Raw genomic sequence first — 13,038 nt, forward strand, 5'->3', positions numbered from 1 at the left:
ACGGTCGCCGCGCCGCGGATTCCGTACAGCGCACGGATACTGTGGCAGTACGCTGTACGGAAAGCAACCCCCGGAAGGGACGGGCAGGTCACGTGCACACGATCGATCTCCTCTGGCGCGGCGAGCGCCCCCTCCCCGCCCGCCCCGGCCGCCGCCCCCGGATCGGCGTCGACGACGTCGTCGCGGCGGGCGTCGCCGAGGCCGACGAACGCGGGCTGGACGGCCTGTCCGTGCGCGGCGTGGCCGGGCGCCTCGGCGTCGGCGTGATGACGCTCTACGGGCACGTGACCGACCGCGCGCAGCTCGTCGAGCTCATGGTCGACGACTGCCGGGCGCGGCACGCCCGCCGACCGCTCGCCGGTTCCTGGCGGGACATGCTCGAGCAGGTCGCGGCCGAGAACCTCGCGCTCATGACCGAGCACCCGTGGCTCGCGCACGTGGAGACCGAGCGCGCCGTGCTGGGGCCCGGCACCCTCGGCGCGTACGAGCACGAGCTCGCTGCGCTCGAACCCCTCGGCCTCGACGACGTCGCGCGCGACCGGGCGCTCGCCCTCGTGCTCGGGCACGTGCGGGGGGCGGCGCGGGCGATGGCGGCCGCGCGGGTCGAGAACGCGGAGGAGTCGACGGCGCAGTGGTGGGAGCGGGAGGGGGCGCGGCTGGCGGAGCTCGGGGTCGAGGAGAGGTTCCCGCTCGCCTCCCGCGTGGGGGCCGCGGCGGGGGAGGCCCAGGGGGCCGCCGCCGACGCGCGCAGCGCCTACGAGTTCGGTCTCGCCGTCATCCTCGACGGGCTGGCGGCCGCGGCGGGGAGTCGCGGCGCGTGACGGACCCGGTCGTCAGGGGCGGAAGTAGTCGCGCGCGCCGTCGATGAGCTCGTCGAGGATGCTGCGGTCGTCCTCGGGCGCGTCGTCGCCCTCGCCCTCGCCGCCGCGACCCTCACCGTTGCCGTTGCCGTTGCCGTTGCCGTTGCCGTCGCGCTCGCCGCGGTCGGCGTCGCGCCGTTCGTCGTCGTCGGAGTGGTCCTCGCCGCGGTCACGACCGCGGTCCCGATCGTCCTCGTCCTCGTCGCCGCCCGGTCCGGACGGCGTGGCGTCCTCCGCGTCGTCCTCCTCGGCGTCGCCCCGGCCGAACAGCTCGCGCAGCGTGTCGAGGGGGTCGCTGAACCGGCTCCGTGCCTCCTCCTCGGCGCGGTCGCGAAGCTCGCGGGCCTCCTCGTCGGCGCGCTCCCGGAGGCGCTCCGCCTCGTCCAGGGCGCTGTCGGTGAGGTCGCGCAGCCCGGTCCCGGTCTCCTCCTCGGTCTCCTGCTCCGGCGCCTGCGTGGTCGGCTCCTCGACGTCCGCGCCGCCGTCGGACTCCGTCTCGGACGTGCCCGGGTCCTCGAGGGTGAGGGCATCGCCGTCGGTCGCGCCGTCGTCGCCGCCGCGCGGCCACAGGATGACGGTGAGGGTGAGTGCGCCCACGAGGGCAGCCGTGACGAGGGCGGCGAGGATGAGTACCCCGCGGCCCAGCGGCTGCTCGTCGGTCGACATGCCCCTATCGTCGGCGGCCCCCGGCGCGGCGGCAAGTGCCCGGGGTGGGCCGAGGTCCCCGCCCGCGACGACCGCTCACGCCCATGGCGAACACGGGCAGGTACGGCACCCTCGCGCGGTTATCGTCGTCGAACGCCCGCAGAGGGTCCCCGCTCGACCCGTGCGGCGACCGCACCACACCCAGGGAGTGCCCATGTTCGAACGGTTCACCGACCGCGCCCGTCGCGTCGTCGTCCTCGCCCAGGAAGAGGCGAGGATGCTCAACCACAACTACATCGGGACCGAGCACATCCTCCTCGGGCTCATCCACGAGGGCGAGGGAGTGGCGGCGAAGGCGCTCGAGGCGCTCGACATCTCGCTCGAGGCCGTCCGTGCCCAGGTCACCGAGATCATCGGCGAGGGCCAGCAGGCCCCGGCCGGCCACATCCCCTTCACGCCGCGCGCGAAGAAGGTGCTCGAGCTCTCGCTGCGCGAGGCCCTCCAGCTCGGCCACAACTACATCGGGACCGAGCACATCCTCCTCGGCCTCATCCGCGAGGGCGAGGGCGTCGCCGCCCAGGTGCTGACCAAGCTCGGCGCCGACCTCAACCGCGTGCGCCAGCAGGTCATCCAGCTGCTCTCGGGCTACCAGGGCAAGGAGGCCGTCGCCGCCGGCGGCCCCGCCGAGGGGCAGCCCTCCGGCTCCGCCGTGCTCGACCAGTTCGGCCGCAACCTCACGCAGGCGGCGCGCGAGAGCCGGCTCGACCCGGTCATCGGCCGCGAGCAGCAGATCGAGCGGGTCATGCAGGTGCTCTCGCGCCGCACGAAGAACAACCCGGTCCTCATCGGCGAGCCCGGCGTCGGCAAGACCGCCGTGGTCGAGGGCCTCGCCCAGGACATCGTCAAGGGCGACGTCCCCGAGACGCTCAAGGACAAGCAGCTCTACACGCTCGACCTCGGCTCGCTGGTGGCCGGTTCCCGCTACCGCGGTGACTTCGAGGAGCGCCTGAAGAAGGTGCTCAAGGAGATCCGCACGCGCGGCGACATCATCCTGTTCATCGACGAGATCCACACGCTCGTCGGCGCTGGTGCCGCGGAGGGCGCGATCGACGCCGCCTCGATCCTCAAGCCGATGCTCGCCCGCGGCGAGCTCCAGACGATCGGCGCCACGACCGTCGACGAGTACCGCAAGCACATCGAGAAGGACGCCGCGCTCGAGCGCCGGTTCCAGCCCATCCAGGTGCCGGAGCCGTCGGTCCCGCACGCGGTCGAGATCCTCAAGGGACTGCGTGACCGCTACGAGGCCCACCACCGGGTCTCGATCACGGACTCCGCCCTGCAGGCGGCCGTCACGCTCGCCGACCGCTACGTCTCCGACCGGCACCTGCCGGACAAGGCGATCGACCTCATCGACGAGGCGGGCGCGCGCCTGCGCATCCGCCGGATGACGGCGCCGCCGGAGCTGCGCGAGCTCGACGACCAGATCGAGGAGGTGCGCCGGGAGAAGGAGTCCGCGATCGACGACCAGGACTTCGAGAAGGCCGCCTCCCTGCGCGACGACGAGCGTCAGCTCACCGAGCGCCGCCAGCAGCGCGAGAAGGACTGGCGCGAGGGCGACCTCGACGTGGTCTCCGAGGTCGACGAGGAGCTCGTCGCCGAGGTGCTCGCGATGTCGACCGGCATCCCGGTCGTCAAGCTCACCGAGGAGGAGTCGGCGAAGCTGCTCCACATGGAGGACGAGCTGCACAAGCGGGTCATCGGCCAGGACGAGGCGATCTCGACCCTCTCCCAGGCGATCCGCCGCACGCGCGCCGGCCTCAAGGACCCGCGTCGTCCGGGCGGCTCGTTCATCTTCGCCGGCCCCACCGGCGTCGGGAAGACCGAGCTCGCCAAGGCGCTCGCCGAGTTCCTGTTCGGGGATGAGGACGCGCTCATCACGCTCGACATGTCGGAGTACTCCGAGAAGCACACCGTCTCTCGCCTCTTCGGCGCGCCCCCCGGGTACGTCGGCTACGAGGAGGGCGGCCAGCTGACGGAGAAGGTCCGGCGTCGTCCGTTCTCGGTGGTCCTGTTCGACGAGGTGGAGAAGGCCCACCAGGACCTGTTCAACTCGCTGCTGCAGATCCTCGAGGACGGTCGCCTCACCGACTCCCAGGGTCGGGTCGTTGACTTCAAGAACACGATCATCATCATGACGACGAACCTCGGCACGAAGGACATCGCCAAGGGCCTGCAGACGGGCTTCCAGGCCTCCGGCGACCTGTCCACCTCGTACGAGCGGATGAAGAACAAGGTCAACGACGAGCTCAAGCAGCACTTCCGGCCCGAGTTCCTCAACCGTGTCGACGACACGATCGTCTTCCCGCAGCTCTCGCAGGAGGAGATCGTCCAGATCGTCGACCTCATGATCGCCCGCCTGGACGCCCGCCTGCGCGACCAGGAGATGACGATCGAGCTGACCGACGCCGCCAAGGCCCTGCTCGCCGAGCGCGGCTACGACCCGGTGCTCGGCGCGCGTCCGCTGCGCCGCGCGATCCAGCGGGACATCGAGGACGTCCTGTCCGAGAAGATCCTGTTCAGCGAGGTCAAGGCCGGGCAGCTCATCAAGGTCGACGCCACCGGCGAGGGCATCCTCGGCGAGCTGACCTTCGAGTTCGTCGACCACGACGGGCCGATCGAGAAGGTCGAGCGCCCCGAGGCCGAGCGCGTGGCCACGGCCGGGCGGGCGCTCCCGGCGGCCGCCCCCGTGGGCGGCGCCGGCGGGTCCGGCCAGATGCAGCCGGGCAGCTGATCCCGGGCGGTCGACCGCACGCAGGACGACGGCGGGGGCCGGAGGTGGACATCCACCTCCGGCCCCCGCCGTTCGTTGTGACCGGGGTCGGCCTCAGTCCTTCGGCGAGCTGTCCTGCTGTGGCCCGTCCTGCTGGGGCCCGTCCTGCGGCGTCCCCGAGGTGCCCGGACGACCGGCGGGCACCCGGCCGCCCGCCTGCGTCGCAGGTCCGTCCGGGTGCTGCGGCCCGCGCCGCGCGCGGGTCTGGTCCAGCGCCTGCGCCTCGGCGTGCATGGCCCGCGTGGCCTCCTCGCGCTCCCGGGTGCGCGCGCGGTTCCGGCGCACGACGACGACGACGATCGCCGCGACGATCCCCAGCGCCACGAGCAGCGGCGCGAGCGCGGCGACCGCCACGACGATGCCCTGGATCGCCCCGGTGAACGCCTCGCTCGCGTCCTCCCACATCTCCGACCAGCCGGACTGCTCCCCGGTGGTGGACGGCGCGTCCTCGGTGACGAGATCTACGGTGAGGGTGGACATCGCGGCCTGCTCGCCGAGGTCCGTGCGCTGGGCCCGGAGCTGGTCGAGCTCGGCCTGCCGGGTGGTCAGCTCGGTCTCGGCGGCCAGCAGGTCCGCCACCGACCCCGCCTCCTCCATCAGGCCCTCGAGCCGGGCGACGGAGGTCTCGAGCGCGCTGATCTCGGCGTCGAGGTCCCGGACCGTGCCGGTGACGTCGTCGGCCGTGGTCGCCACCTGGTCGACCTCGCCGATCTCGCCGAGGTCCGCGAGGAAGGCGTCGGTCTCCTCGGGCGCGACCCGGACGACCACCTGGCCCCACGGCCGCTCCGCGCTGCTGTTCTGCTGACGACCCTCGACGCGGCCCTCGTAGGTCTCGACGAGGGTGACGACCTCCTCGGTCGCGGCGACGGGGTCCTCGACGACGACGGTCGCGTCCCCGGTGGTGACGACCACCCGGTCGACGCCGTCGGCCGTGACCTGGGCGGCGTCCGCCGCGGGGTCGGCGCCGCTGTCGGCCGCGCCGCCCTCGGCCTGGTCGGCGCTCTCGACGGACTCCTCGTACGCGGGGACGCCCGCATCCTCGTGCGCCTCGTCGCCGCCGGAGCCGGAGGACCCGCAGGCGCTGAGCGTGGCGGCTAGCCCGAGCGCGAGCACGGCGGTCGCGCGGCGGGGGGTTCGTCGTCGTCGGGTGGTCGTGGGTGTCGTCGTTCGCATGATCGAACCGTCGCAGGACGGGGCGGCCCCGGCCACGCCGGCAACCGTTTCGGGACCTCGCGGTGACCTCGTCGTCACCGAAGTTCTCCCCATCGACAGGACCCGCGGTCAGCCGTAGCGGCGGGCGAAGGCCTCCAGGACGCGGTGGGCGTCGTCGACCCGGGCGCGCGAGATCTCGGCGACGACCCGGTCGAACTCGTCGGACGGGAAGTAGCCCGAGTGCCGGTAGTCGGTCATCCGCCGCACGAGGCCCGCGGTGTCGAGCTCGGGGTGGAACTGGGTGACGTACTGGTCCGGCGCGGTCCGCAGCATCTGGACAGGCGTGGGGGCCGAGGTCGCGAGCCGCACGGACCCCGGCGGGGCGACGGTCACCGCCTCGTGGTGTCCGACGTAGGCGTCGAACGCGTCCGGCACGTCGGTGAGCAGCGGGTCGGCCCGCCCCTCCTCGGTCAGCCTGACCCGCACGGCGGAGGTGCCGCGCCCGTAGGTCTCGTCGACAACGGCTCCCAGGCGCCGCGTCAGCGTGCCGACCGCGTAGCACAGGCCCATGAACGGCACGGCCGAGGCCACGACCCGGTCGAGCACCTCGCCGAGCCGGTCCTCCGTGCGGCGCTGGAGGTCCGACTGCTCCTCGAGGGGCGTGGAGCCGGTGAACGGCGAGCCGCCCTGGAGGACACCGGCGAACGCGGTCGGGTCGGGCGCGACGTAGGCGTCGTCGGTCATCGACAGGCGGACGACGCGCTCGGTGGGCACGCCCATGTGGCGGGCGATCGCCGTGTGCTCGTCGTCCGCGGCGCGCTGCTCGGGGCGCGACGAGAGGAGGAGAAAGTGGGCGGGCACCAAGAGATCCTGCCCCAGGTGGCGGGTGCGCGGCGACCGTGCGCCGCGCGGTCCAGCATGCGGTCGGTCACGGCGGCACGCCGAGTTCCACATGGTGACAAACGGGCCCGGCGGGGCGAGGGCTTCCCTACGGTGCACGTATGCGCACGAGGCGGCGTGCGCTGTGAACACAAGTGAGGGACGGCGATGGCGACGTACGTGTACCGGTTCACCGAGGGTGACAAGGACCAGAAGGACCTCCTGGGCGGGAAGGGGGCGAACCTGGCCGAGATGACCCGGCTCGGGCTGCCCGTGCCCCCGGGATTCACGATCACCACCGAGGCGTGCCGGGCGTACCTGCGCGACGGCGACGTGCCCCCCGACCTGCGGGTCGAGGTGACGCTCGCGCTGCGCGAGCTCGAGGACACCGCGGGTCGCTCGCTCGGCGACTTCCACGACCCGCTGCTCGTGTCGGTGCGCTCCGGGGCGAAGTTCTCGATGCCCGGGATGATGGACACGGTCCTCAACATCGGGCTCAACGACGCGTCCGTGCAGGGCCTCACCGAGCTCGCCGGGGACGCGCGCTTCGCCTGGGACTCCTACCGGCGCCTCATCCAGATGTTCGGCAAGACGGTCCTCGACGTCGACGGGGAGCTGTTCTCCGACGCGCTCGACGCGAAGAAGGCGGCGCGCGGGGCGGCGGCGGACGTCGACCTCACCGAGGAGGACCTGCGCGAGCTCGTCGACGAGTACAAGGCGATCGTGCGCGACAACGCGGGGCGGGAGTTCCCGCAGCACCCGCGCGAGCAGCTCGACCTCGCGGTCGAGGCCGTGTTCCGGTCGTGGAACACCGACCGGGCGCGGCTCTACCGCCGCCGCGAGCGCATCTCGGACGACCTCGGCACCGCCGTCAACGTCGTGACGATGGTGTTCGGCAACCTCGGGGACTCCTCGGGCACCGGCGTCTGCTTCACGCGGGACCCGTCCACCGGCGAGTCGGGGATGTACGGCGACTACCTCGTCAACGCGCAGGGCGAGGACGTGGTGGCGGGCATCCGCAACACCCTCCACCTCACCGACCTCGAGACGCTGGACCCGGGCTCGTACGCCGACCTGCGCGCCGCGATGCGCCGGCTCGAGACCCACTACCGCGACCTGTGCGACATCGAGTTCACGATCGAGCAGGGCAAGCTGTGGCTGCTCCAGACCCGCGTGGGCAAGCGGACCGCGGGGGCCGCCTTCCGGGTGGCGACCCAGCTCGTCGACGAGAACCTCATCACGATGGACGAGGCCCTCGGACGGGTGACCGGCGCGCAGCTCAGCCAGCTGATGTTCCCCCAGTTCGACCCCGCCGCCGCCAAGGAGCACCTGACGACCGGCCTGTCGGCCTCGCCGGGTGCCGCCGTCGGCGAGATCGTCCTCGACACCGCCCAGGCGGAGGCCCGCGCCGCGGCCGGCGCCGACGTCATCCTCGTGCGGCGCGAGACCAACCCGGACGACCTCGGCGGGATGATCGTGGCCAAGGGCGTGCTCACCTCGCGCGGCGGCAAGACCTCGCACGCGGCCGTGGTGGCCCGCGGCATGGGCACGTGCGCGGTCGTCGGCGCCGAGGAGATCGTCGTCGACGTCGAGGCCGGCACCGTGACGATCGGCGAGCACGTGCTCCGGCCGGGCGACGTCGTGGCCATCGACGGCACCACCGGCGAGGTCTTCCTCGGCGACGTCCCGGTCTCCGACTCGCCGGTCATGGCCTACATCTCCGGCGGGATCGACGCCGGGCTGGCGGCCGCGGGCGACGACGTCGACCCGCGCGAGCTCGTCGAGGCCGTCCACCGCCTGCTCAGCCACGCCGACGCCCGGCGCCGCATGGACGTGCGTGCCAACGCCGACAACGCGGACGACTCGCAGCGCGCCCGCGAGCGCGGTGCCCAGGGCATCGGCCTGTGCCGCACCGAGCACATGTTCCTCGGCGATCGGCGCGAGCTCGTCGAACGGCTCATCCTCGCCGACGGGGACGCCGAGCGGGACGCCGCCCTGGCCGGCCTGCTCGAGCCGCAGAGGTCCGACTTCGAGGGGATCCTTACGGCGATGGACGGGCTGCCGGCCACGATCCGGCTCATCGACCCGCCGCTGCACGAGTTCCTGCCCGACCTCACCGAGCTGTCCGTCGAGGTGGCGCTCGCCGAGGAGCGGGGCGAGGACGGCGCGAAGGTCGAGCGCAGGCGGGCGCTGCTCGCGGCCGTGCGGCGCATGCACGAGTCCAACCCGATGCTCGGCCTGCGCGGCGTGCGGCTCGGCCTGAAGATCCCGGGCTTGTTCGCGCTCCAGATCCGCGCCGTGGCCGAGGCCGCTGCGCGGCGGATCGCCGCCGGGGGCAGGCCCCGGCCGGAGATCATGGTGCCGCTCGTGGGCTCGCGCCGCGAGCTGCAGATCGTGCGCGACGAGGCGGAGCAGGTGGTCGCCGACGTCGCCGCCGAGCACGGCGTCACGCTCGACATCCCGATCGGCTGCATGATCGAGCTCCCGCGGGCCGCCATGACGGCGGAGCGCATCGCCGACGAGGCGGACTTCTTCTCGTTCGGCACCAACGACCTCACCCAGACGGCGTGGGGCTTCTCCCGCGACGACGTCGAGGGCGCCTTCTTCGCCGACTACCTCGCCAACGGCGTGCTGACGATCTCCCCGTTCGAGACCATCGACGCCGACGGCGTGGGCGCGCTCGTGCGGATCGGTGCCGAGCGCGGCCGGTCGACGAAGCCGAGCCTCAAGCTCGGGGTCTGCGGCGAGCACGGCGGCGACCCGGAGTCGATCCACTTCTTCGAGTCCGTCGGGCTCGACTACGTGTCCTGCTCCCCGTTCCGGGTGCCGATCGCGCGCCTCGAGGCCGGCCGCGCGGCGGTGCAGGGGGAGGACGCCACCCGCTGACCCCTTCTTCGTCGAGATTGCGGTTGGTGCCCATCGAGGTTGCGGTTCGTCGTCGACCTGGTGACGCCTCGGACGTCCCGACCCGCGGCCCCCGGCGCCCGGGTGGTCCGGCAGGGGTGATCATGGGGGGATGAGCACGACGACGGCGACCCCCGGCACCGACGAGCTCGCCGCCTCGCTCCGGTCGGCGGTCGACGGCGAGGTCTCCGACGGCACGCGCCGCCGCGCGGAGTACTCGACCGACGCTTCGAACTACCGCGTGGTCCCGCAGGTCGTCGTCGTCCCGCGCGACGTACCGGACACCCTCGCCGCGCTCGACGTGGCGCGCGCCGCCGGCGCGCCGGTCACCCTGCGCGGCGGCGGGACCTCGACGGCCGGCAACTCGGTCGGTCCCGGCGTGGTCCTCGACGTGTCCCGGCACCTCACGGGCATCGGCGAGATCGACCCGGACGCGCGCACCGCTGTCGTCGAGCCCGGCGTCGTGCTCGCCGACCTCCAGCGCGCGGCCGCGCCGCACGGTCTGCGGTTCGGCCCGGACCCGTCCACGCAGAACCGCGCGACGATCGGCGGGATGATCGGCACCAACGCGTGCGGACCCCACGCGCTCGCCTACGGCCGCACGGCGGACAACGTCCACTCGCTCGACGTCGTCGACGGGCTCGGCCGCCGTTTCACGGCGGGTTCGGGACGGAACGCGCTCGACGTGGTCGACGGACTGTCCGACCTGGTCACGAGGGGGCTTGGGCCGATCCGGTCGGAGCTGGGCCGGTTCGGCCGTCAGGTCTCCGGCTACTCCCTCGAGCACCTGCTGCCGGAGAACGGACGCGACCTGGCGAAGATGCTCGTCGGGTCCGAGGGCACGCTCGTCACGATGCTCGGCGGCACCGTGCGGCTCGTGCCGGTCCCGGCGCGGCCCGTGCTCGTCGTCCTCGGCTACCCGGACATGATCGCCGCCGCCGACGCCGTGCCGGCCCTCCTCGAGCACCGGCCGCTCGCCGTCGAGGGGCTCGACGCCAGGCTCGTCGACGTCGTGCGCCGTGCCAAGGGGCCCGGCGCCGTTCCCGAGCTGCCCGCGGGGCAGGGCTGGCTCATGGTCGAGGTCGGTGCAGAGGAGCACGAGTCCGACGCCGACGTCCTCGCCCGGGCGCGCGCGCTCGCCGCCGCCGGATCGACGGATGCGGCGGTCGTCGTCCCCGCGGGAGCCGAGGCGGACGCCCTGTGGCGGATCCGGGCCGACGGCGCCGGGCTCGGCGGACGCACGCCCGCCGGCATGCCGGCGTGGCCGGGCTGGGAGGACGCCGCCGTCCCCCCGGAGAACCTCGGGGCCTACCTGCGCGACTTCATGGCCATGCTCGACCGTCGCGGCCTCGACGGCCTGCTCTACGGCCACTTCGGGGACGGGTGCGTCCACGTGCGCGTCGACTTCCCCCTCGACGACGGCGCGCGCGGCGCGCGGGAGTTCGCGGAGACGGTGGCCGAGGCGGCCGACATCGCCGTGGCGCACGGGGGATCGCTCTCCGGGGAGCACGGCGACGGTCGCGCTCGGTCCGAGCTGCTCGACCGGATGTACGGACCCGAGGTGATGGGCCTGTTCGGGCAGGTCAAGAACCTGTTCGACCCGAAGGTGTCGCTCAACCCGGGTGTGCTCGTCGACCCGGACCCCGTCGGCGCGTACCTGCGCCGGCCAGCCGCGAAGCCGCTGCCGGTCGCCCGTGGCGGTGGGTTCGCATTCAGCGAGGACGGTGGCGACGTCACGCGCGCCGCGCATCGGTGCACCGGGGTGGGGAAGTGCCGGGCGGACAGCTCGGCGTCGGGCGGCTTCATGTGCCCGAGCTACCAGGCGACGAAGGACGAGAAGGACGTCACCCGCGGGCGCGCCCGCGTCCTGCAGGAGGTGACCAACGGCGAGCTCGTCGCGCGGTGGGACGACCCGGCGCTGCTCGAGTCGCTCGACCTGTGCCTGTCCTGCAAGGCGTGCTCGGCGGACTGCCCCGCGGGGATGGACGTCGCGCGGCTCAAGGCCGAGACGCTCCACCGCGCGTACGAGGGGAAGCTCCGGCCGCGGACCCACTACACGCTCGGCCGTCTCCCGGTGCTCGCCAACCTCGTCACCGGGGTGCCCGGCCTCGCGCGCGTCGCCAACGCCGTCCTCAGCGTCGGCGCGCTGCGCAGGCTCGCGTTCGCGATCGCCGGCGTCGACACATCCCGCGCCATGCCGGGCTTCGCCACGCAGCGCCTGACGACCTGGTGGAAGAAACGCAGCGGCGGGCGCGGCGCCGTGCGCACGGCGTCGGCCGAGGCGCTGGACGGCCCGGGTCTCGCGAGCCGCAACGATACGCACGAACCGCAGTCTCGACGAGACGGTGCCGATCGTGCGGCCCCCAACCGCAGTCTCGACGTGCACGAACCGCAGTCTCGACGAGACGGTGCCGATCGTGCGGCCCCCAACCGCAGTCTCGACGTGCACGAACCGCAATCTCGACGGTACGTCGTGCTGTTCACCGACTCGTTCTCCGAGACCCTCGACGGCGCCGGCGCGCAGGCCACCGTCGAGCTCCTCGAGGCCGCCGGCTACACGGTGGTCATCCCGGAGGACAAGGTCTGCTGCGGGCTCACGTGGATCTCGACCGGCCAGCTCGACGGCGCACGGACCCGGATGCGCGACCTGCTCGGGGTCCTCGCCCCGTTCGCGGCCAACGGCATCCCGGTGGTCGGCGTCGAGCCGTCGTGCACCGCGGCGCTGCGCGACGACATGCCCGAGCTCCTCCCGGACGACCCGCGCGCCCACCTGCTCGCGAGCAGCACGTACACGCTCGCCGAGCTCCTCACGGCGCCCGACCCGATCGGCCCGGGGGAGCGGTGGAGCGCGCCGGACCTCACCGGGGTCGAGGTCGTGGCGCAGCCGCACTGCCACCACCACTCGGTCATGGGCTGGGAGACCGACCGCGCGCTCATCGCCTCGACCGGGGCGACGACGACGAACCTCGCGGGCTGCTGCGGCCTGGCCGGCAACTTCGGGATGGAGAAGGGGCACGCCGAGGTGAGCGCCGCCGTCGCCGAGAACGCCCTCCTGCCGGCGCTCCGCGAGCACCCGGACGCCACGTTCCTCGCCGACGGCTTCTCCTGCCGCACGCAGGCGGACCAGCTGGCCGGGCGCAGGGGCGTGCACCTCGCCGAGCTGCTGCTGGGCCGCGTCACCCCCTGACGCGGGGGCGGCCGGTCAGCCGATCGTCACGAGGTCGAGGCTCACCTCGCCGTGCGCGGCGGCCCAGCGGTCACGGCCACCGAGCCGTTCCGCCACGTCGTCGACGAGCCGTCCCCGGACGGCGGGGTCGATGTCGAGCGGCTCGAGCTCGCTCGCGAACAGGAGGCGGTACCGCCGCAGGTCCTGTCCGGCCCACGCGAGATAGGCCTCCCGGGCGCGTCCCGCCGCGTCGGCGGCCGTCGCATCGGAGACCGCCGCGTCCATCGCCTGCAGGAGTCCCTCCGCCGCCCGCGCGTAGGCGGCGGTCAGCAGTCCGCCCCGACCGCCGAAGTGGGAGTACACGCACATCGTCGAACGCCCGCCCGCGGATGCCAGCGACCGTACCGAGAGCTCGGCGCTGCCCGAGGTGGCGACCAGCGCGAGGGCGCCGGCGATGAGCGACTCGTCGATCTCCGACCTGCTCGACATCGTTCCTCTTCTCGTCGTGCGGCGGCACGTGACCCGCGCCCCGCCGTCCACCGCACCCGATTCGTGTCCCGATCGTGACACGAGGAGTCTGGCCGTCCTGCGCCTCAGCCTAT

At 73.5% G+C, this 13,038-nt stretch carries 8 protein-coding genes; 4 read left to right on the forward strand and 4 right to left on the reverse strand.

Annotated elements, in window-relative coordinates; translation table 11 throughout:
• The first annotated feature begins 92 nt into the window (after nucleotides 1–92).
• Nucleotides 93–821: a TetR/AcrR family transcriptional regulator gene (locus AC24FB_RS10245; RefSeq protein WP_425713720.1), complete on the forward strand. Its 729-nt coding sequence runs from the start codon at nucleotides 93–95 to the stop codon at nucleotides 819–821.
• 12 nt (nucleotides 822–833) lie between these two features.
• Here AC24FB_RS10245 and AC24FB_RS10250 read toward each other — a convergent pair whose 3' ends face one another.
• On the reverse strand, nucleotides 834–1,526 hold the full coding sequence (locus tag AC24FB_RS10250) for a hypothetical protein (RefSeq protein ID WP_425713719.1): 693 nt from the start codon (nucleotides 1,524–1,526) through the stop codon (nucleotides 834–836).
• A 193-nt stretch (nucleotides 1,527–1,719) separates the two neighbouring features.
• Between AC24FB_RS10250 and AC24FB_RS10255 the strand changes: the two genes are divergently transcribed.
• Entirely contained in the window at nucleotides 1,720–4,296 is a 2,577-nt protein-coding gene (locus AC24FB_RS10255; protein WP_463652990.1) for an ATP-dependent Clp protease ATP-binding subunit, read from the forward strand.
• Nucleotides 4,297–4,389: 93 nt separating this feature from the next.
• On the opposite strand, the gene AC24FB_RS10260 is transcribed toward AC24FB_RS10255, so the two are convergent.
• Together AC24FB_RS10260 and AC24FB_RS10265 are read right to left on the reverse strand one after the other, a co-directional pair.
• A complete protein-coding gene (locus AC24FB_RS10260) occupies nucleotides 4,390–5,508 on the reverse strand; it encodes a DUF4349 domain-containing protein (RefSeq protein WP_425713717.1) in 1,119 nt (372 codons plus the stop codon).
• A 108-nt stretch (nucleotides 5,509–5,616) separates the two neighbouring features.
• Nucleotides 5,617–6,348: a glutamine amidotransferase gene (locus AC24FB_RS10265; RefSeq protein WP_425713716.1), complete on the reverse strand. Its 732-nt coding sequence runs from the start codon at nucleotides 6,346–6,348 to the stop codon at nucleotides 5,617–5,619.
• Between the two features lie 186 nt (nucleotides 6,349–6,534).
• Here AC24FB_RS10265 and ppdK point away from each other — a divergent pair, with 186 nt between their 5' ends.
• Nucleotides 6,535–9,252: a pyruvate, phosphate dikinase gene (gene ppdK, locus AC24FB_RS10270; protein ID WP_425713715.1), complete on the forward strand. Its 2,718-nt coding sequence runs from the start codon at nucleotides 6,535–6,537 to the stop codon at nucleotides 9,250–9,252.
• A 130-nt stretch (nucleotides 9,253–9,382) separates the two neighbouring features.
• The gene (locus tag AC24FB_RS10275; protein WP_425713714.1) at nucleotides 9,383–12,457 is read left to right on the forward strand and encodes an FAD-binding and (Fe-S)-binding domain-containing protein; all 3,075 of its coding nucleotides are present in this window, start codon (nucleotides 9,383–9,385) and stop codon (nucleotides 12,455–12,457) included.
• 15 nt (nucleotides 12,458–12,472) lie between these two features.
• Here the strand turns inward: AC24FB_RS10275 and AC24FB_RS10280 are convergent, their stop codons facing one another.
• Entirely contained in the window at nucleotides 12,473–12,925 is a 453-nt protein-coding gene (locus AC24FB_RS10280) for a TetR/AcrR family transcriptional regulator (protein WP_425713713.1), read from the reverse strand.
• Between the last annotated feature and the right edge of the window lie 113 nt (nucleotides 12,926–13,038).

The sequence above is a fragment of the Georgenia sp. Z1344 genome (genome assembly GCF_057652375.1).